This is a genomic window from Catenulispora sp. GAS73 (assembly GCF_041262085.1).
In the GTDB taxonomy this organism is placed as follows: domain Bacteria; phylum Actinomycetota; class Actinomycetes; order Streptomycetales; family Catenulisporaceae; genus Catenulispora.
Genome location: NZ_JBGCCM010000021.1, coordinates 192,953 through 213,976 on the forward strand (window position 1 = coordinate 192,953; position 21,024 = coordinate 213,976).

14 protein-coding genes are annotated in these 21,024 nt (G+C 68.5%); 7 read left to right on the forward strand and 7 right to left on the reverse strand.

Translation table 11 applies throughout. From position 1 onward, the window contains the following. Positions 1-31: 31 nt before the first annotated feature. Together ABH935_RS29980 and ABH935_RS29985 are read right to left on the reverse strand one after the other, a co-directional pair. Positions 32-625, reverse strand: a complete 594-nt coding sequence (locus tag ABH935_RS29980) for an MscL family protein (protein ID WP_370381280.1) — start codon at positions 623-625, stop codon at positions 32-34. Between the two features lie 100 nt (positions 626-725). Then, positions 726-1,775, reverse strand: a complete 1,050-nt coding sequence (locus tag ABH935_RS29985) for a TerC family protein (RefSeq protein ID WP_370381281.1) — start codon at positions 1,773-1,775, stop codon at positions 726-728. Between the two features lie 292 nt (positions 1,776-2,067). Between ABH935_RS29985 and ABH935_RS29990 the strand changes: the two genes are divergently transcribed. The 3 genes from ABH935_RS29990 (at position 2,068) to ABH935_RS30000 (ending at position 7,095) form a co-directional block, all read left to right on the forward strand. Beyond that, positions 2,068-2,841 carry a sugar isomerase domain-containing protein gene (locus tag ABH935_RS29990; RefSeq protein WP_370381282.1) on the forward strand — a complete coding sequence of 258 codons (774 nt, stop codon included), beginning with the start codon at positions 2,068-2,070 and terminating at the stop codon, positions 2,839-2,841. A 133-nt stretch (positions 2,842-2,974) separates the two neighbouring features. After that, complete coding sequence (locus tag ABH935_RS29995) at positions 2,975-3,913, forward strand: proteasome assembly chaperone family protein (RefSeq protein WP_370381283.1); 939 nt, start codon at positions 2,975-2,977, stop codon at positions 3,911-3,913. Positions 3,914-3,975: 62 nt separating this feature from the next. After that, positions 3,976-7,095 carry an NACHT domain-containing NTPase gene (locus ABH935_RS30000; protein WP_370381284.1) on the forward strand — a complete coding sequence of 1,040 codons (3,120 nt, stop codon included), beginning with the start codon at positions 3,976-3,978 and terminating at the stop codon, positions 7,093-7,095. On the opposite strand, the gene ABH935_RS30005 is transcribed toward ABH935_RS30000, so the two are convergent. The 4 genes from ABH935_RS30005 to uvrB form a co-directional block, all read right to left on the reverse strand. After that, on the reverse strand, positions 6,992-8,023 hold the full coding sequence (locus ABH935_RS30005) for an LLM class F420-dependent oxidoreductase (RefSeq protein ID WP_370381285.1): 1,032 nt from the start codon (positions 8,021-8,023) through the stop codon (positions 6,992-6,994). The genes ABH935_RS30000 and ABH935_RS30005 overlap by 104 nt on opposite strands. 68 nt (positions 8,024-8,091) lie before the next feature. After that, positions 8,092-8,955 (reverse strand): hypothetical protein, encoded by an 864-nt coding sequence (locus ABH935_RS30010; protein WP_370381286.1) that lies wholly within the window; start codon positions 8,953-8,955, stop codon positions 8,092-8,094. Beyond that, positions 8,952-9,446, reverse strand: a complete 495-nt coding sequence (locus tag ABH935_RS30015) for a DUF6343 family protein (protein ID WP_370381287.1) — start codon at positions 9,444-9,446, stop codon at positions 8,952-8,954. The genes ABH935_RS30010 and ABH935_RS30015 overlap by 4 nt, the downstream gene beginning before the upstream one ends. Before the next feature lie 201 nt (positions 9,447-9,647). After that, entirely contained in the window at positions 9,648-11,759 is a 2,112-nt protein-coding gene (uvrB, locus tag ABH935_RS30020; RefSeq protein ID WP_370381288.1) for an excinuclease ABC subunit UvrB, read from the reverse strand. Positions 11,760-11,850: 91 nt separating this feature from the next. On the opposite strand from uvrB, the gene ABH935_RS30025 reads away from it, so the two are divergent. Together ABH935_RS30025 and ABH935_RS30030 are read left to right on the forward strand one after the other, a co-directional pair. Next, positions 11,851-12,573: an alpha/beta fold hydrolase gene (locus ABH935_RS30025; protein WP_370381289.1), complete on the forward strand. Its 723-nt coding sequence runs from the start codon at positions 11,851-11,853 to the stop codon at positions 12,571-12,573. 110 nt (positions 12,574-12,683) lie between these two features. Next, complete coding sequence (locus tag ABH935_RS30030) at positions 12,684-15,026, forward strand: family 20 glycosylhydrolase (RefSeq protein ID WP_370381290.1); 2,343 nt, start codon at positions 12,684-12,686, stop codon at positions 15,024-15,026. 25 nt (positions 15,027-15,051) lie between these two features. Here the strand turns inward: ABH935_RS30030 and ABH935_RS30035 are convergent, their stop codons facing one another. Further along, positions 15,052-15,447: a GNAT family N-acetyltransferase gene (locus ABH935_RS30035; RefSeq protein WP_370381308.1), complete on the reverse strand. Its 396-nt coding sequence runs from the start codon at positions 15,445-15,447 to the stop codon at positions 15,052-15,054. A gap of 206 nt (positions 15,448-15,653) precedes the next feature. Here ABH935_RS30035 and ABH935_RS30040 point away from each other — a divergent pair, with 206 nt between their 5' ends. Both ABH935_RS30040 and ABH935_RS30045 read left to right on the forward strand, forming a co-directional pair. Next, entirely contained in the window at positions 15,654-18,131 is a 2,478-nt protein-coding gene (locus tag ABH935_RS30040) for an RICIN domain-containing protein (protein ID WP_370381291.1), read from the forward strand. Positions 18,132-18,361: 230 nt separating this feature from the next. Further along, positions 18,362-20,797, forward strand: a complete 2,436-nt coding sequence (locus ABH935_RS30045) for an RICIN domain-containing protein (RefSeq protein WP_370381309.1) — start codon at positions 18,362-18,364, stop codon at positions 20,795-20,797. Positions 20,798-21,024: the final 227 nt, after the last annotated feature.

A 21,024-nucleotide genomic window follows, 5' to 3' on the forward strand; every position in this document is an offset into this window, starting at 1 on the left:
CTTATTGGTCGCCGCATGAGGGAGGTGCTCTTTACGCCCCGGCGGCCACGGCGCCGGACGCCGGCTTGGCGTCGGACGTCCCGCTGCCCCCGGTGCCCCCGGAGGCTCCGGCCGAGGACGACGCCGGGGCCGCTTCCGGCAGCTTCATCTCCGGCAGATCGGTGTGCAGCGGGATCTCGCCGGGGATCTCATCGGTGAGCGCCGGGGAGTCCTCGTCGAGGATCGGGGACACCGCCGAGGTGCAGAAGCTGCAACGGCGGGCCCGCGCCGGTATCTGCTGCAGGCACTCCGGGCAGGCGCGCTTGGCGTGCGACAGATCGTGGTGCGGGTTCAGCTCCTCGGTGATCTTGTTCACCGGCAGCACGATGAGGAAGTACAGCGTCGCGGCGGTGAGCAGGAAGCTGATGCCGGCGTTGATGAACGTCCCGTAGGGGAACGTCGTCTTGCCGAGCGTGAACACCTTCTTGCTGTAGTCGCCGATGCCGCCGGTCGCCCAGCCGATCAGCGGCGTGAGGAACGCGCCGGTGAACGCGGTGACCAGCGTGGCGAACGCGGCGCCGATGACCACGCCGACGGCGAGCCCGACGACGTTGCCGCGCACGACGAATTTCACGAAGCCGTTCATTGACCCCCCTGGGTCTGGACAGGATCCTGACGAGATGTGCGCGCGGCAGCATGCCACATTCAGGAGACACCTGTGAAAACCGAGGCGCCAGCAGGGGTTTTCACTCCTGGGGCTGCTGCTCCGGCAGTTCCTCGGGCTGCTCCTTGGACACCTGCGCGGGCGCCTTCTCAGGCTCCTGCGCGGACGCTTCCTCGGCCTGCGCGCGCCGCGTGCTCCACAGGCTGGTCACCGTGGTGATGGCCAGCACGCCGATGATGACGCCGAGCGAGGTGGCGATGCCGATGGTCGGCACGGTGACCGGTCCGACGTGCTCGACCCCGGAGCCGTGCAGCGCCTCGAAGACCATCTTCACGCCGATGAAGCCCAGGATCACCGACAGGCCGTAGGACAGGTGCACCAGCCGGTCCATCAGGGCGCCGAGCAGGAAGTACAGCTGGCGCAGGCCCAGCAGCGCGAAGGCGTTGGCCGTGAAGACGATGTACGGCTCCTTGGTCAGACCGAAGATGGCCGGGATCGAGTCCAGGGCGAAGAGCAGGTCGGTGGAGCCGATGGCGACCATGACGATCAGCATCGGGGTGAAGCGTCGGTGGCCGTCGACGTGGCTGACCAGCCGCGCGCCGTCGTAGTCGTCGGTGGTCCGCACGGCCTTCCGCACCCGGCGCAGCAGGCGGTTCTCCTTGAACTCCTCCTCGCCGCCGTGCCCGGTGGCCAGCTTCACCGCGGTGTAGACCAGGAAGGCGCCGAAGACGTAGAAGATCCAGCTGAACTGGTTGATCACGGCGCTGCCGACGCCGATGAAGATGCCGCGCAGGACCAGCGCCATCACGACGCCCCACAGCAGCACCTGGGACTGGTAGGCGCGCGGGACGCGGAGCTTGGTCAGGATGATGACGAAGACGAACAGGTTGTCGACGCTGAGGCTGTACTCGGTGATCCAGCCGGCGAAGAACTCGCTGCCGTAGCGGTGGCCGGTGAAGTACCAGACGCCGGCGCCGAACAGGATGCTCGCCGCGACGATGCCGGTGACCCAGACCGCGGCTTCGCGGGTCTTGATGGCGTGCGGGTACCGGATGCCGTGCCACAGGTCCAGACCGACGGCCACGGCCAGGACGGCGATCGTGGCGATCCAGACGGTCAGGGTGACGTGCATGGCGGGACTCCTCCGGCGTTGTCAGGACGTGCACAAGCGCCGAAAGTCTTCTCCACCTGAAACCTACGGAACCGCAGGTCAGGCCGGGGGACCGGGAGCCGTGGGCTCCGTGATGACGATCCGTCCGATTGAGGAGTACTCCCCTTCGATACCTCCATGCTCCCAGGCCGGACGGCGATAGCGCAAACCATGGTGGTCTCCGGGGTGGATCTGCTTTGATGGACCCGGATCTTTGTGGTGTAGACCACATGGCCGGATTGCATCACGCCGCACCGCATCGAGGGAGAAGCCCATGGAGTCCCTGTCGCCGGAGCTGTCGCCGACCGGATACCTCGCCGAGGTGCGCCGGGTCCTGGAGCACATCGAGAAGACCCAGGCTGACGCGGTCGTGGCGGCCGGAGCCCTGATCGCGGACTCGATCGCGGCCGAGGGCGTGCTGCAGGCCTTCGGGACCGGGCATTCGGAGGCGCTGGCGATGGAGGTGTCCGGGCGTGCCGGGGGGTTCGTGCCGAGCAACAAGCTGGCCATGCGCGACCTGATCCTGTTCGGCGGGGAGCCGGTGGACCTGCTCAACGACCCCAAGGTCGAGCGGCAGGAGGGGCTGGCGAAGCGGATCTACGAGCTGGCGCCGGTCGAGCCGCAGGACGTGTTCGTGATCGCGTCGAACTCGGGAGGCAACGGGGTGATCGTGGACATGGCCGAGCACGTCACCTCCCTGGGTCACAAGCTGATCGCCATCACCTCCTTGGAGCACACGTCGCGCATCACCTCGCGCCATTCCTCCGGCAAGGTGCTCAAGGACTTCGCCGACGTGGTGCTGGACAACGGCGCGCCGTACGGGGACGCGGTGCTCCCGCTGCCGTCCTTCGGCGCGAACGTGTGCGGGATCTCCTCGGTCGGCAACGCGGTGCTGGCGCAGATGGTGATCGCCGAGGCGGTGCGGCTGCTGGCCGAGCGCGGTGTCGAGGCGCCGATGTACCTTTCGGCGAACGCCACCGGCAGCGACGCCCACAACGACGCCCTGGAGGCGCGCTATGCAGGGCGGATCCGGCGCTCGGCCTCCTAAACGCCGCAGCAGCGGACTACCGGCGTCGCTCACAAACACCGCAACTTTGTGCACCGGGATGGAATAGATCACCACCGGTTCGCCGCTCTTCGTTAGGCTGGACGTGAACCGCCGGACAGCCACGACAAGACGGATGGGGTGCTTCACAGTGGTCGCGCGCAAGGATCCGAAGGCTCTCTACGAGCTGGCGCCCGGCACACCGGGCCTGGCCGGCGTCGTGTTGCTGCACCAGATGGAGGGCTTCATGGACGCCGGCGGCGCCGGCCGCCTGGCCTCCGAGCACCTCCTGGACCAGTTCGACCACCGCCTGGTGGCATCCTTCGACGTGGACCGGCTCATCGACTACCGCAGCCGGCGCCCCACGATGACCTTCGACAAGGACCACTACGACCACTACGAAGACCCGGCCCTGGACCTGCACCTGCTCACAGACGGCGCGGGCAAGCGCTTCCTGCTCCTGGACGGCCTGGAACCGGACCGCGAGTGGGAGCTGTTCGCCCTGGCGGTCCGCAGCCTGATCGAGCACTTCGACGTCAGCATCACCGTCGGCATGCACGGCATCCCCATGGGCATCCCGCACACCCGCCCCCTGGGCATCACGGCCCACGCCACCAACCCCGGCCTGGTCGACACCACAGACCAGCCGGTCCTGGACCGCCTCCAGGTCCCCAGCAGCGCGGCATCCCTGCTGGAGTACCGCCTCGGCGAGTGGGGCCACGACGCGGCAGGGTTCGCGGTACACGTCCCGCACTACCTGGCCTCGTCCCTGTATCCGCAGGCTGCGATCCGCCTCCTGCGCGCCGTGTCGGAGGCGACGGGCCTGGTCCTGCCCGACGTCGAACTCCGCGACGCGGCGCGTCGCGCGTCGGAGGACATCGACCGCCAGGTCCAGGAGTCCTCGGAGGTCGAGGACGTGGTGCGAGCGCTGGAGCGGCAGTACGACGCCTTCAACGTGACGGACCGCAAGAACCTGCTGAGCGACAACGACGGGAAGATGCCGACCGCGGACGAACTCGCGGCGGAGTTCGAGCGGTTCCTGGCCGATCAGGACGGGCCGCCGCCGAGCCCGTGAGGCTTCGGCCAGAACCCTGATTCAGGTGGATCACAGGCCGCCGCACCCGACATGATGGTCGGATGCGGCGGTCTTTGCGTTACAGCGATGCGGTCAAGCTCCTGGGTGGCGGCGAGAACCAGCTGGTCAAGCTGCTCGACGACGTGAGTGCCACGGTACTGCTCGGAACGGGGGTGCTCGACCTCTTCGAAGCGCGAGAGCAGGCGCTGCGGCTGATGGCGAAGGTGCTCGACAAGTTCGGAGAAAAGCTGCGCGGAGTTGATCGGCTGACCCGGACCGAGCGGATTCACGCGGCGCACGCGGTTATACGGACTACCGCGTATTTCGATGCCCTCGGCGAGGCGATACGCGAGTTCCTACAGACTGAGGCGCCGCAGATCCCAGCCGCGACGCAGGCAGCGATGACTCTCGCGACCGGCCCCAGCAGCGGCCGGCGCGATCTCTACAAGCAACTGAGCCTGACGACGAGCGCCGGATCACCATTGTGGGACGCCACCTCGGTGAGGATCTTCGCGAACGCTTCCGCAGACGTGCAAAAGTTCCTGGCGGGGCTGGCGTTCTGGGACACGCTCGACGAGACCCGGCGAGACCGTCTCACCGAGCTGGTGGCAGATCGCGTACCCCGCGAGGCGGCAGCGCGTTATCAAGAGAATCTGAGGCGGCTGTCCGCGGACTGCCCCGAGTTCGGAGTCTGGGTCAACCTCCAAGCCCACGCCGCGACCCGCGAACAGCTGGCCGCCGGCCTGGCCGATCTGGAAGCGCTTCTGGCACCGCTCGCCGCCGAATCCGCGGCACACCACCAGGAGTCCCTCGTCCGCGCCCATCGAGCGGCCCTGGCGAAGCCGATCATCGTCACCGACGGTCCGGAATCCCACCTCGCGGTGCCCTCACTCGGCGAGGGCTACATCGACCACAGCTTCCGGCTCACGTTCACGACGCTTCCCGCCAGCCAGAGCTGGGACGACCGCGAACTCCGCCACGACCTGCCCACGGTGCTGAGTTCGTACCTGATGTCCGAGTACGCCCTGGGCCTACCGCTGCTGATCCTCGGCCAACCCGGCTCCGGCAAGTCCGTCCTCACCCGGATCCTCGCGGCCCGCCTGCCGACCGAGTACTTCCTGCCGATCCGGGTCGAGCTGCGCCGCGTCGACGCCGAAGGCGATCTGCAGGACTACATCGAGTCCGCGATCCGCGAGCAGACCGGTGAGCGCGTGCAGTGGCCCCGGTTCGCGACCGCCGACCCGAACCTGACCCCGGTGGTGATCCTGGACGGCTTCGACGAACTGCTCCAGGCCACCGGTGTCGCCCAGACCGACTTCCTGCTCCGGATCGAGCGCTTCCAGGAACGCGAACGCGACCAGGGCCGCTCGGTCGCGGTGATCGTCACCAGCCGGACCGCCGTCGCCAACCGGGCGACGATTCCCACCCACACCCCGATCATCCGCCTGGAGCCGTTCGACGACGAGCAGATCGCCGTCTGGGTCGACATCTGGAACCGGACGAACGAGCCCTCGCTCACGGACCGCGGCGTGCGGGTGTTGTCCCTCGCGACCGTACTCCGCTACCGCACGCTCGCCGAGCAGCCGCTCCTGCTGCTGATGCTGGCGCTGTACGACGCCTCGGACAACGCGTTGAGCTCATTGGATCCCGGCATCAGCCTGAGCACGGTCTACGAACAGTTGCTCAAGGACTTCGCCCGCCGCGAGCTGATGAAGGACCCGGACGTCACCGACCTGGACCGCCGGGTCGAGCAGGAGCTACTGCGGCTGTCGATCGTCGCTTTCGCGATGTTCAACCGGGGCGCTCAGTGGATCGATGCGGAAAGCGTCACCGCGGACCTGGGCAACCTGAACATCTGGAAAGCCGAGCGCAGCCAGAACACCATGCGTTCGACGCTCACCGCCGGCCAGCAGATGATCGGCAGGTTCTTCTTCATCCACGACGTGCGCGCGACGCGTGACGGCGAGGAGATGCAGACCTATGAGTTCCTGCACGCGACCTTCAGCGAATACCTCATCGCACGCCTGGTCGTCCTCCTGCTCGACGATCTCGCCGCGCAGCACCTCGCCTCGACCTCGACCTACGCGATGTCCCCCACGATCAACGACACGCTGCTCTACTCGCTGTTGTCGTTCGACGCCCTGGCCGCCCGGGCGCCGATCGTCGATTTCCTGGCGGAGCTGACGGCCCAACGCGATCCAGCGGTCCGCGACGCCATGGCCGAGGTGGTCACCACGCTGTTCCACAACAGCCTCATGGAGCGGAGCGACCACACGTACTCCGGTTACCAGCCGGTCCTCGCGGAGGTGGTGACGCGCGCCGCAAGCTGGCACGCGAACCTGTTCCTCCTCATGGTCATGACCCGGGGCAGCATCAGCATGCGGGCGATGTACCCGGACAAGGGCTACGGCGCCGTGAACCAGTGGCGCCGGTTCGTGAACCTGTGGCGAAGCTGCGTTCGCGGCGAGGGGTGGAACGGCCTCGCCGACTGCCTGACGGTGGAGCGTACGTGGATCGGCGAGCACCAGGACATCGTGGTCCGCTTCGGACAGCCCGGCGCCGTCACGGCCGAGCCCGACATGAAGTGGCCGTACCACTTCGCCGGTTCCCGGTGGCAGAACGGCGGCCGGTGGGATTCGCACTCCCACGACGCGATGGTAGGGCGGGCGAACTTCCTCACCGACCGGCGCCTGGACATGGCCATGCACAACATGATGCCGATAGCCGATGCCCTGCCGCGTCTCGCGAGCACCCTCTACAACACCGCGGACGGGCGGCTCGTGACGGCGAGCGCCCTGATGACGGCGGCGCTCGTGGCGCCGTACACCTCCGAGCACGCCGACGACGCGATCCTCGATCTCGCGAACGCGCTTCCGGACGTCCCGTCGAACCTGCCGCTGAACGAGACATTCGCCTTCAACGCGCTCTGCCTCGGCCTGTTCGTCAACGCGGTTGAACTGGACAGGGTGTCGGCCGACACTCGTAGGCGATTGCGGGCGCTGGCGCTCGAGATGCACGAGAAGTGGATTGGCTCGTTTCGAATCCGCAAGCTCTACAACCGCCTCGCAGCCCTTGAGGCTAAAGAACCAGCTCCGCCAACCCCCGCAACGTCTCCCCCTTCCGAGCCGTCACCAGCAACGTCGTCACCGGAGACTCCCGCCACGCCACCAGACGCTCCTTGACGCGCTCGGGCGGGCCGACCAGCGAGATCTCGTCTGCGAACGCGCTCGGGACCGCCATCACCGCCTCGTCGCGCTTGCCGGCGAGGAACAGTTCCTGGATGCGGTCCGCCTCGGCTTCGTAGCCCATGCGGACCATCAGGTTCTTGTGGAAGTTCGCGCCCTTGGCGCCCATGCCGCCGATGTAGAAAGCGAGGGCGCCCTTGATGGGCCACAGGGCCTGTTCGATGTCTTCGGGGGCGGGGCCGGTGAAGGCGAGGTGGACCATGGCGGTGATCTCGAAGCCGTCCTTGGCGGCGGCGATCTGGTCGGCGTAGACCTCGGGGCGTTCCGGGACGTAGTACAGGGGGAGCCAGCCGTCGGCGATCTCGGCGGTCAGGGCGACGTTCTTGGGGCCTTCGGCGCCGAGGAAGAGGGGGAGGTCTTTGCGCAGGGGGCGCAGGTTGGTGCGCAGGGGCTTGCCCAGGCCCATCGAGTCTGGGCCCTGATACGGCAGGGGGTAGTACTCGCCGTCGTTGGTGACGGTCTCGCGGCGGAGGACCTTGCGGATCACCTCGACGTACTCGCGGGTGCGCGCCAGCGGCTTCGGGTACGGCCGGCCGTACCAGCCCTCGACCACCTGCGGACCGCTCAGCCCCAGCCCCAGGATCACGCGGCCGCCGGAGAGGTGGTCCAGCGTGATGGCGTGCATCGCCGTGGCGGTGGGCGTGCGCGCGGCCATCTGCGCGATGCCGGTGCCGAGGCGGATCCGGCTGGTGCTGGCCGCCAGGTACGCCAGGGGCGTGAACACGTCGGAGCCCCACGACTCCGCGGTCCAGACCGAGTCGTAGCCGAGGTCCTCGGCCTGGCGCGCCAGGCCGACCCAGTCGTACGAGGGCGGGGTGGAGGCCCAGTAGCCGAGTTGGAGGCCGAGCTTGAGGTCCGCGGTCATGAGGGCTCCTCGCCGGGGGCTGGGACGGAACTAGAACACGTTACAGTAATCGGACGGCGGAGTGCAGCCTACGTGCGGTCGCGGCTGCTCGCCAGAGGTGAGATTTCGTCGTAGGCGAAGGCGGAGGGAGTGCTGCCTTCGTAGACGTTGCGGAGCAGGGCGTCCTGCGGGAGGACCCAGCCGGACTCGTGGAAGATCTGCTTCACCGCGTCGCGAAGCCCCGCATCGGCGCGCGCCTTGGTGACCCAGTCCTGCGGGGAGTCGAACAGCCGCCGCAGACGCGCTGACCGTTCCAGCAAGTCGCTCAGTAGCGCGGTCTGGGCGCTGGGGAGACGAGGCTTGCCGTCCGCACCGGCGAGCACGCCGGTGGCGTTGACGTACAGATACGCGGCGACCAACCGCTCCCCCGACGGCAGCGTCATCGGGAAGTCCGCGCCGGACAGCAGGACCCTGCGGTATGGGGGCAGCTCGGTGTCGTCCACGGCTTGCAGCTGGTCGGCGTCCAGAAGCGTCAGCACCACCTCTGCCTCGCTGCCGGGGTCGGCGAACGGGGAGTTGGCGACGTAGCCGTTCCGTGCGACGTGCGCTGAGACACCGACGCCGAGCCCTGATACGCGGAGCGTCGTCATCGGGACGACTGCGGCGCGGCCGAGCCGGCTCAGCTTGTAGTGCAGCTGACCGGGTGCGGCGTTGGAGCCGATCGCGATCACCGGGTGACGCTTGCCGGTCGACGACCCGCCGGTCTCGTCGAGCGTGTCGTCCAGAGTCGCGCCGCCGGCCACGAGCCAGTTGCCCAGGTACCGCTGTGCGGTCGGCGCCATCTCAAACAACTGCGAACCGCTGAGCAACGCGGGCCCATCGATCGTCCGGCCGGGATAGCTCAACGGATCGAGGGCCGGGACGCCGTCCATCCCCAGCGCCGCCAAGCTCACCAATTGCGCCCCCGCGCGTTCGCCACCATCACCGCGAACGGCGGGATGAACGCCGCCACGACGCTCATCGCGATCGCCAGGCCCGGCGAGAACAGCCGGACGACGGTCCAGGCGAGGATGACGAGGACCAGGCAGGTGCCCATCATGATCAGGTAGACCTGCTCGCGGGTCCGCTGCGAGAGCGGCGAGGGGTCTTCCGGCCAGTCCTCGGGCTCCTCGACGGGACGGTACGGCGGGATGTCGCGCCCGGGCTGCCAATGCGGGCCCTGACGGATGTGGCGGGCCACGACCAGCGCGTCGACCAGGGCGACGAGGCCGACGACGGCGCAGAAGACGACGAAGCCGACGGCGTGCTGGGTGATGAAGAAGACCACCCCGCCGATCGCACTGGCCAGGCCGATGAGAGCCATGGTCAGCCGCATGCGCAGGGGGCTGCGCGCGTGCATGGGCTCGTCGCCGCTGCGGATCCGGTGCGGATCGAACCTGGTCATCGCGATGTTTCGCTCCTCTCTTCCAGAGTAATGCCCGGTGGGGAGGCGGGGATATCACCGACACGCGTGATCGGCGAGGGGGCGAGCCGAAGCACCTCGACCCCGAGCACCCGGCCGCAAGCACCCCGAAACGCCAAAGGCGGCCCGCAGCAGAACCTCCCGCCGCGGACCGCCCCAGCAACCAGAGCCCAAGCACCAGCCCTACATAGCCGCCTGCATAGCCCGCAGCTCCTTCTTCAACTCCCCGATCTCGTCCCGGAACCGAGCCGCCAGCTCGAACTGCAGCTCCGCCGCGGCCGCGTGCATCTGCTGCGACAGGTCCTCGATCAGCCCCAGCAGCTCGTCCGCCGGCTTGCCGGCCACGTCCAGGGACCGCATGGTCCCCTTCGACGCGACGCCCGGCACCGGCGCCTTGCCGCGCGACTGCTGCCGCCCGGAGCCGCCCAGCAGCTCGGCCGTGTCGGCGTCCTCGCGGGCCAGCAGGTCGGTGATGTCCGCGATGCGCTTGCGCAGCGGCTGGGGGTCGACGCCGTGGGCTTCGTTGTACGCGACCTGCTTCTCGCGGCGGCGGTTGGTCTCGTCGATCGCCAGCCGCATCGACGGGGTGATGGTGTCCGCGTACATGTGGACCTCGCCGGAGACGTTGCGGGCCGCACGGCCGATGGTCTGGATCAGGGAGCGCCCGCTGCGCAGGAAGCCTTCCTTGTCCGCGTCGAGGATCGCCACCAGGGAGACTTCGGGCAGGTCCAGGCCCTCGCGCAGCAGGTTGATGCCGACCAGGACGTCGTACTCGCCCATCCGCAGCTCGCGCAGGAGCTCCACGCGGCGCAGCGTGTCCACCTCGGAGTGCAGGTAGCGGGTACGGACGCCGCGCTCCAGGAGGTAGTCCGTCAGGTCCTCGGACATCTTCTTCGTCAGCGTCGTGACCAGCGAGCGCTCGTCGCGGGCGGCGCGCGCCTGGACCTCGGCGACCAGGTCGTCGATCTGGCCGTGCGTCGGCTTGAGCACCACCTGCGGGTCGATCAGGCCGGTGGGCCGGATGATCTGCTCGACCGGGGTCTTGGAGGGCTCGTCGCCCTGCTTGGCCAGCTCGTACGGGCCCGGCGTGGCCGACAGGTAGACGGTCTGCCCGACCCGCTCCTCGAACTCCTCCCAGCGCAGCGGCCGGTTGTCGATCGCCGAGGGCAGCCGGAAGCCGTGTTCGACCAGCGTGCGCTTGCGGGAGGCGTCGCCCTCGTGCATGGCGCCGATCTGCGGCACGGTGACGTGCGACTCGTCGATGACCAGTAGGAAGTCCTCGGGGAAGAAGTCGATCAGGGTGGACGGCGCGGAGCCGGCCTCGCGGCCGTCGATGTGCCGGGAGTAGTTCTCGATGCCGGAGGTGAAGCCGACCTGGCGCATCATCTCCAGGTCGTAGGTGGTGCGCATGCGCAGCCGCTGCGCCTCCAGCAGCTTGCCCTGCTTCTCCAGCTCGGCCAGCCGGTCGGCGAGTTCGATCTCGATGTTGCCCAGCGCGCGCTCCATCCGGTCCGAGCCCGCGACGTAGTGCGTGGCCGGGAAGACCCGCAGCTCCTCGTCGACGGTCAGGATCTCGCCGGTGACCGGGTGCAGCGTCATCAGGCGCTCGACCTCGTCGCCGAACATCTCGATGCGGACCGGGTGCTCCTCGTAGACCGGGAAGATCTCGACGGTGTCGCCGCGCACCCGGAACGTGCCGCGGGTGAAGGCCAGGTCGTTGCGCGCGTACTGCATGTCCACGAAGCGGCGCAGCAGCTTGTCGCGGTCGTGCTCCTCGCCGACCCGCAGCCGCACCGAGGCCTTCAGGTACTCCTCCGGCGTGCCCAGGCCGTAGATGCAGGACACGGTCGAGACCACGACCACGTCGCGCCGGGTCAGCAGCGAGTTGGTGGTGGAGTGCCGCAGCCGCTCGACCTCCTCGTTGATCGAGGAGTCCTTCTCGATGTAGGTGTCGGTCTGCGGGACGTAAGCCTCGGGCTGGTAGTAGTCGTAGTAGGAGACGAAGTACTCGACCGCGTTGTTCGGCAGCAGCTCGCGGAACTCGTTCGCCAGCTGCGCGGCCAGCGTCTTGTTCGGCGCCATGACCAGGGTCGGGCGCTGGACCTTCTCGATCAGCCACGCGGTGGTGGCCGACTTGCCGGTGCCGGTGGCGCCGAGCAGCACCACGTCCTTCTCCCCGGCCTCGATCCGCCGAGCCAGCTCGGCGATGGCCGCCGGCTGGTCGCCGGCGGGCTGGTAGTCGCTGACGACCTCGATCGGCGCGACGGTGCGGGTGAGTTCGGACAGAGGGCGCATGGTTTAGAGATTACGCGGCGCCTCTGACAAGCGCTGACAAGCGCTGACAAGCGCCGGAACGTCGCGGAGCAGGCTCGGCGAGAATCACCTCATGTCACACGCGCCACTCCTGATCCTGGTCCACAGCCCGCTGGTGGGCCCCGCGACCTGGCAGCCGGTAGCGGCTCTGCTGCGCGACCGCTACGACGTACTCGTGCCGAGTCTGCACGGCATCGCCGCCGGGCCCGGGCCGTACGCACGCCGCATCGCCGACGAGGTGGCCCGGAAGGCCCGGACCGCGCCGTACCACGACGAGGTCGTCCTCGTCGGCCACAGCGGTGCCGGCGCCTACCTCCCGGCCATCGCGGACGCTCTCGCCGACGCCCTCAGCAGCCGAGTAAGAGCCGCCGCCTTCATCGACGCGCAACTCCCCCGCCCCGGCCTGAGCGACTTCGACGCCTCCCCGCCGGACTTCCGCGAAGCCCTGACCGCGATGGCCGACGGCGGCATGCTCCCGCCCTGGAGCCAGTGGTTCCCACCGGCGCTCATGACAGAGTTGATTCCTCAAGCAGAGCAACGAGAAGCGTTCCTGGCCGAGCTCCATCCGATCGCGCTGGCGTACTTCGAAGAGCCGATTCCGGACACTGTGTTGCCATCGGAGACACAGTGTCTCTACCTCCAGCTCAGCGAGGGCTACCAGGAGCAGGCCGACCGCGCCGAAGCCCTCGGCTGGCCCACGACCCGCCTGGACGCCGACCACCTCGCCGTGTTCACCCGCCCCGAACCGGTCGCCGACTTCCTCTCAGAGTTCGTGGAGACGCTTGCCAAGCGCTGATCCTTGTTCAATACTGCGCACTAGCGCGCGCCAGCGGTCTAGACCACGCACCTTTCGCTCAAAACCATGCACCGCTCCCACCTAGTGAACCGGGCAGGTCCATGCGATCCATGCGATCCCTCCGTATCGTCCCGGCGGCTGCCCTCATAGCCGCCGTCGTCCCCGTCTCCCTGGTCACCACGCCGCACGCCGCGCGCGCCGCCACCGCCTCCGGCCCGCCGCAGACCATCCCGGCGGTCCGCACCTGGTCGGCCAACTCCGGCTCCGGCTCCTACACCTGGAGTACGGCAAGCCGCGTCGTCATCGACCCGGCCTACGCCGCACGACTCCAAGGCGACGCCGCCACCTTCGCCACCGACCTGTCCGCCCTGGAAGGCCGCACCGTCGGCGTCGCACAAGGCACCGCGGGCCCCGGCGACATCGCCCTGACCCTCGGCGGCAGCCAGCCCTCCGAGGGCTACACCATGACCGTCGGCACCAGCATCTCGATCCAGGGCAGCACCACCACCGGCGAGTTCTGGGGCACCCGCACCGTGCTGCAGCTCCTGCATCAGGGCCCGACGATCGCAGCCGGCACCGCGACCGACTCCCCCGACAAGTCCGAGCGCGGGCTGATGCTGGACACCGGCCGCCGCTTCTTCGACGTGGCGTTCGTGGAGAACCAGATCCGCGAGATGTCCTACCTCAAGATGAACTACCTGCACCTGCACTTGTCGGACACCTACGGCTTCCGGCTGGAGAGCACCACGCACCCGGAGATCACCTCCTCGCAGCACTACTCCAAGCAGGACATCGCGACCATCATCGCGCTGGCGAACCAGTACCACGTGACGGTCGTCCCGGAGATCGACATGCCGGGCCACATGGACGCGATCCTGTCCGCCGAACTGGGCATCGGCCATGACTACCGGCTCAAGGACAGCAGCGGCAACGCCAGCAGCAGCTTCATCGACCTGACCATCCCCGGCGCCCGGCAGCTGATCAGCGACCTGATCACCGAGTACGAACCCTTGTTCACCAACAGCCCGTACTGGCACCTCGGGGCCGACGAATACGTCACGAACTACGGCTCCTACCCGCAGCTACTCACCTACGCCCAGCAGAACTACGGCGCGAACGCCACCGCGAAGGACACCTACTACGGCTTCGTGAACTGGGCCGACGGCATCGTGCGGGCCGGCGGCAAGACGATGCGGATGTGGAACGACGGCCTGAAGTCAGGCGATGGCACGATCACCGTCAACCCGGACGTCATCGTCGAGTACTGGTACAACTACGGCCTCACGCCCCAGCAGCTCGTCGACGCCGGCCACACGGTCGCCAACGAGTCGTGGACCCCGACGTACTACGTCTACGGCGGCGCCAAGCCGGACACGACGTGGATGTACGAGTCCTGGAACCCGGACCTGTTCCAGGGTTCGAACACCATCACCGACGCCGCCAAGAACCTCGGCTCCCTGATCCACGTCTGGTGTGACAACCCGGGCGCCGAGACCGAGGACCAGACCGCCGACGGCATCAAGTACCCGATGCGCGACCTCGCGCAGATGACGTGGAACTCCCCCAAGCTGGTCGCCACCTACGCCGCCTTCGTCCCGATCATGGACGCCGTCGGCCGCGACCCGCTCTACCCGAAGCCCTCCATCGCCGGCGACCTGGCGCAGGGCAAGCCGACCACCGCCTCCAGCATCGAGACGCCGAGCTTCCCGGCGTCCGACGCCACAGACGCCGACCTGAGCACCCGCTGGTCCAGCCAGTACGTCGACCCGACGTGGCTCCAAGCGGACCTGGGCTCAGTGCAGACCGTGAACCGCGTGGTGCTGGCCTGGGAGGCCGCGTACGGCAAGAACTACCAGGTCCAGCTGTCGACCGACGGTACGACCTGGACCACCGTGGCCACCCGCACGAACGGCACCGGTGGCACCGAGACCCTCACGTTCCCGAACGCCACCGGCCGCTACATCCGCATGTACGGCACCGCGCGCGGCACGCAGTGGGGCTACTCACTGTGGGAGTTCGAGGTCTTCGACGATACGACGTCGTCGCTGAACGGCACCCACACCATCACCACCGGCGGCCAGGCCCTGGACGACCCCGGATCCTCCACCGCGACCGGCACCCAGCTCATCACCTGGGTCCTGCACGGCGGCAGCAACCAGCAGTGGACGTTCGCCGAGCAGCCCGACGGCTCCTACCAGCTCACCAACGGCGCGTCCGGGCTGTGCCTGGACGTGACCGGCAGCTCCACGGCGGCCGGCACGGCCGTGATCCAGTGGACCTGCACCGGGAACGCGAATCAGCACTGGAACGTCAAGGCACTGGCAGGCGGCGGGTACACGATCGCCTCGGTCACCAGCGGCCTGCTGCTGACCACGGCCTCGACGGCGAACAACGCGCCGGTGACGCAGCAGAACGACAGCGGCAGCGCGTTGCAGCACTGGTCGATCACCTGAGCGGGCGAGGCTCGTAGCACTCGGATCAGAGTTCGAAGGCGTACCGGTTGAGCGTCCGCCCGGGAATCGAGCCTGAAGGCACGACTCCGACGCGAACGCAGCCCATCGCCTCGTAGAACGGCTCGGCGTTTGGGTCCGCATCAAGAGCCATGGTGCGGAACCCGACGCCGCGCGCCGTGTCGGCCATGTGCTGGAACATCGTCCGCCCCACGCCCTTGCCGATCACGTCCGGCTCGACGAACAGGTTCAGGAGTTCACCCTCCGGCAGCTGTCCGTCCAGCGACGCCACGGCGACGACGCGCCCCTCGGCCTCGGCGACGGTCATACGCAGCGGAACCATCTCTTCGGCATGGACCCTGAGCTCGTCCCGGCAGCTCTCCATGAACTCCTCGCTGTAGCCCCAATGGGCCTTGGAGCGCATGACCAGCTCCGTCAGCGCTTCAGCTTCGTCGGGCCGGGCCGGGCGAATCGTCACATCCAAAGTCACGTCTCACACCTTACATTTCGAGCGCCGGACCGCTGTGTTTTTCTCCGCGCGGCCTTGGATTCTGCTCGGAAAAGCTCGACTCGTGCCCGCCGGTGAGAGATAACTCTCGGGCAATCCCCCACCCCTCGGAAGGAGTACCTGTGAGACTCCGCAAAACCCTCCTGGCGTCCCTCGCCGCCGGCGCGTTGGCCTGCGTCGGCGCGCTGACGCCGGGCAGCGCCTCGGCCACGCCGCCGAACGCGACGTACACCGTCACCATCGGCTCGAACGGCACCTTCTCGGCGCAGTCCGACTCCCCGGCCGGGGCGTTCGTCGACCGCGACGGCACCTTCTACTTCCAGGAGTCCTACTCGGGCTACGGGTCGACCGACAGCCGGGTCTGGCAGTTCTACTCCGGCAGCGACTTCGACAACGCCGGCCTGAACACGACGATCAGCAACTCGGTCAATCCGGCCAACTCCCAGGACGCGAACAACAACACCACCTGGCGCTGCGACAACAGCCCGACGGGCCTGTCCTCGACCAGCGCCGGGTCCGGCTCGGGATACACCCAGCCGAACTTCTGCGACCTGATCGGCATGTGGGTGGACCCCGACACCGGCAACTGGGTCGGCCTGGTGCACAACGAGTTCACACCGCAGCCCTTCGGCGACGGCCTGCACTACGACGCCATCGACTACGCGGTGTCGACCGACCGGGGCATGACCTGGAAGATCGAGGGCCACGCGATCACCTCGCCGTACAGCACGACCCGCGACGACACGACGGCGTTCCCGAACCAGACGTACTACTACGGCGACGGCGACCAGCGGCTGTACGTGGACACCGCGTCAGGGTACTTCTACGTCTACTACGGCTCCCGCGTCGTCCCCAAGGGCGGCGTCGGCGGCAGCACCGGCGGCCTGGCACACGTCGCACGCGCTCCGATCAGCGGCAAGATGGCGACCGGCACGTGGCAGAAGTGGTACAACGGCGCCTGGACTCAGCCCGGCGTCGGCGGCCTGGAGAGCAACATGGAGCCGGTCGACTCCAGCAACCCGAACGGCTACACGGCCCCGGCCAACGACTACAACCCGGCCAACACCGGGACCGTGGACCAGCAGGTGTCGGCCGGCCAGCTGCCCTCGAAGTCGCCGCTGTTCATCATGAACATCACCTACGACGCCTACCTGGGTCTGTACCTCGGCACGCCGGAGGCCGTATCCGGCACCCAGCCGCAGCAGTACTACGTCACCGACGACCTATCGACACAGAAGTGGTACTACGTCGGCGACTCAGGGTCCTCCTACACCCAGGGGTCCTGGTACCGCTGGTTCGCCGACAGCGGCGACAAGTGGAATCCGACTATCGTCGGCAAATCGTTCCGCGCGTACTGCTCGGTGGCCTGTGTGAACAACGCCGGCTCGCTGTACACCAACGAGACCATCGGCTCCACCGCTCCGGCCCAGCCGCCGGTGGACACCACCAAGTCCTACACGATCGGCACGTCCGCGGGCCGCGTGCTGGCGCAGGTCTCGAACAGCTCGGCGACCACCTCCGACGCCGCCGCGACCGGCTCGGCGCTGGAGGCGTGGCAGTTCACCGCCAACGGCGACGGCTCGTACCGCATCACCAACTCCTCGACCGGCCAGGCCCTCGGCGTCAACTCGTCGACGACCTCCAGCCGGGCCTGGGGCACCGCGCCGACCGCGACGACGCTGTCCGGCGGGACCGGCAGCGTGGGGCAGCAGTGGTGGATCGTGCCAGTGACCGGCGCCGGCGGCAGCTACAAGCTGGTCAACAGGTACAGCGGCCTGGTGCTGGCGTTGTCGTCGAACACCTCACGGCTCGCCGAGACCACGCCGACGCGCGCCTGGGACGACACGTCGGGCAGCAGCGTCGGCGGCGGCCGGACCGCGGCGGAGCAGGCGCTGGCCTTCACGGCGGTGACGTCGTCGGGCGCCGAGACCGTGGCGGTCGCGAACCCGGGGACGCAGAACACGACCGTGAACACCGCGGCCTCGCTGCAGATCACGGCCTCGGACAGCAAGAACAATGCCCTGACGTACTCCGCGACCGGACTGCCCGCCGGGCTTTCGATCAGCTCCTCCGGGCTGATCTCCGGCACGGCGACCACCGCCGGTTCGTCGAGCGTGACGGTGACCGCCTCGTCGGGGACCGCGAGCGGATCGACGACGTTCACCTGGACCGTCGGGTCGGCGCCGCCGAACCTGACCGGCACGCACACGCTGACCGCGTCCGGGCAGGCACTGGACGATCCGAACCACTCCACGACCGCCGGGACGCAGCTGATCACCTGGGCGCCGAACGGCGGGTCGAACCAGAAGTGGGTGTTCACGCAGCAGTCGGACGGCTCGTACCAGATCCAGAACCAGCAGTCGCAGCTGTGCATGGACGACAACGGCGGGTTCACGACGCCGGGGACGTCGGTGATCCAGTGGACCTGCACCGGCAACAGCAACCAGCACTGGACGGCGACACGGCTGGCCAGTGGCGCGTACACGTTGACGAACGTGAACAGCGGGCTGCTGGTGACGACGGCGTCGACGTCGAACGGGGCGCTGGTCACGCAGCAGACGAACAGCGGCTCGGCGCTCCAGCAGTGGACCGTCAACTAACGGTGAAGTAGTTATGAGGCGCATCAGGCGCCCGGATCGACAACGGTCCGGGCGCCTGCACTTTTCTCCGCGCCGACTTGGATTCTGCTTGAGAATGCTCGACTGTCTGCTCGATCTTGCGAGATAACCATCTGGTACCACCGGATGAACGTTCAGAGCCGAACGGAGTACCTGTGCGACACCCGCGCAAAATCCTCGCCGTGACGACCGCCGTGGCAGCGGTCGCGGCCATGGCGTTGCTGCCTTCGGGCCAAGCGTCGGCGGCGTCCGGCGCCAAGCCCACGTACCAGATCTCGATCGGTGCCGTGAACAGCTTCGCGTACCCGGACGACACCCCGGCCTCGGCCTACCTCGACACCGACGGCTCGTTCCACTTCCAGGAGTCGTACTCGCTGTACGCCAAGACCGACCCGCGCTCGTGGGAGTTCTACAGCGGGACGAACTTCGACGACGCGACGCTGGACACCGGCCTGAGCAACGCGGTGAACCCGGCGAACCCCCAGGACTCGAACAACGACACCACCTGGCGCTGCAACAACAGCCCGACCGGCCTTGAGTCGACCTATATGAACAACGGCACCGGCTACTACTCGCAACGCAACTACTGCGACCTGTCCGACACCTGGGTCGACCCGGACACCGGCGACTGGTACGGCCTGGTGCACAACGAGTTCACCCCGCAGCCCTTCGGCGACGGCCTGCACTACGACGCCATCGACTACGCGGTCTCGCACGACCACGGCAAGACCTGGTCGATCCTCGGGCACGCGATCACCTCGCCGTACAGCACGACCCGCAACGACACCAAGGCCTTCCCGAACCAGACGTACGACTACGGCGACGGCGACCAGCGCCTGTTCGTCGACCCGGCGTCCGGCTACTTCTACGTGTTCTACGGCTCCCGCATCGTCAACAAGCCGGGCACCGGCGGCAAGCAAAACGGCGGCCTGGCGCACGTCGCGCGTGCCCCGATCAGCGGCAAGATGGCCGCCGGGACCTGGCAGAAGTGGTACAACGGCAGCTGGTCGCAGCCCGGCGTCGGCGGGCTGGAGAGCAACATGGAGCCGGCGGACGCCGCGAACCCGAGCGGCTACACCGACCCGGCGCACGACTACAACCCGGCGAACACCGGCACCGCCGACCAGCAGATGGCCGCCGGGAAGCTGCCGACGAAGTCGCCGCTGTTCATCATGAACATCACCTACGACGCCTACCTGGGCCTGTACATCGGCGAGCCGGAGACGGTCGGCCAGACCGGCAAGGAGCCGCAGCAGTTCTACGCCACCGACAACCTGGCCACCCAGAAGTGGCGGCTGATCGGCGACTCGGGGAGCTACGTGTCCGGGTCCTGGTACCGGTGGTTCGCGGACACGGCGAACAAGTGGAGCCCGACGATCGTCGGCAAGACGTTCCGCTCCTACTGCTCGATCGCCTGCGCGACCTCGGACGGGGAGTACGCAGACGTCACGATCGGCAGCTCGGCCCCGGCGCGGCCGGTGGTGCCGCAGGGTCAGAACGTGGTCATCAACAGCGGGAACGGCCGGGTGCTGGCGCAGACGGCCGGGAGCTCGCAGGTGACGTCGCTGGACGCGTACCACGGCTGGGCGCAGGCGGCGTGGTCGATCGCGCCGACCGGCGACGGTTCGTACACCGTGGTGAACGCCGCGACCGGCGACGCGCTGGGCGTGGACTCCTCGAAGACCGCGGCACGCGCCTGGGGCACGGCTCCGGCGGCGACGCCGATCGGCGCGTCCGGCCCGAGCGTGGGCCAGGAGTGGTTCGCGGTGCCGAACGCCGGCTCGCCGGGCTCGTTCCGGCTGGTGAACCGGGACAGCGGCCTGGCGCTGGGGATGGCGTGGGACTCCTCGCGCTCGGCGGAGACCACGCCGGTGCGGACATGGACGGACACCTCCGGCAGCGCGGTCGGCGGCGGGCGTCAGCCCTCGGAGCAGACACTGACGTTCACGCCGGCGCACCCGGGGCAGGGGCCTGAGGTCGTGCACGTGGCGACGCCGGGGAACCAGAGCGGCGTGGTCGGGACCGCGACGAGCGTGCAGGTGAACGGCAGCGACTCCAAGGGGCGGCAGCTGCGCTACTCGGCGACCGGGCTGCCCGCGGGCCTGACGATCGACGCCGGCAGCGGCCTGGTCAGCGGCACGCCGACCGAACCGGGGACGTCCCCGGTTACGGTGACGGCGTCCTCCGGCCACGCGTCGGCCACCGCGACGTTCACGTACGCGGTCAGCCCGAAGCCGGTGGACCTGTCCGGCGTGCACACGCTCACGGTCTCGGGACAGGCGCTGGAGACGCCGAACGGTTCGAAGAACGGCGGCGACCAGCTGGTGACCGGCGCCGCTTCGGGCGCCACGAGCCAGTGGACGTTCGCACGTCAGACGGACGGCAGCTACACGCTGACGAACGGCGACTCGGGCATGTGCGCCGACGACAACGGCGGGAACACGGCGCCGGGGACCGCGGTGATCCAGTGGTCCTGCTCCGGAGCGGTCAATCAGCGCTGGACGGCGACGCAGCTGCCGTCGGGGTCGTGGACGTTAAAGAACAACCACACCGGGCTGCTGCTGACGACGGCCTCGACGGCCGCGGCCGCGCTGATGACGCAGGAGGCGGACACCGGCTCCGCGCTCCAGCAGTGGACGCTGAGCTAGTCGACAGCAGCTCAGAGCCGGGGCCGCCGCGGGGGTTTTCTCGCGGTGGCTCCGGACATGCCGAATGGACATGCCGAAGCCCTGGACCGGAGGGGATCGGTCCAGGGCTTCGGTTTTACTCGCGGAGTGCGCCTAGAAGGCTGCTGAAGATCTTGTTGTGAGGGGTGGTTCCGGTTCTGGGGCGGCCCCTGGTCATGTGGTGGCCAGGGTCCAGCGGTTGTCGGTGT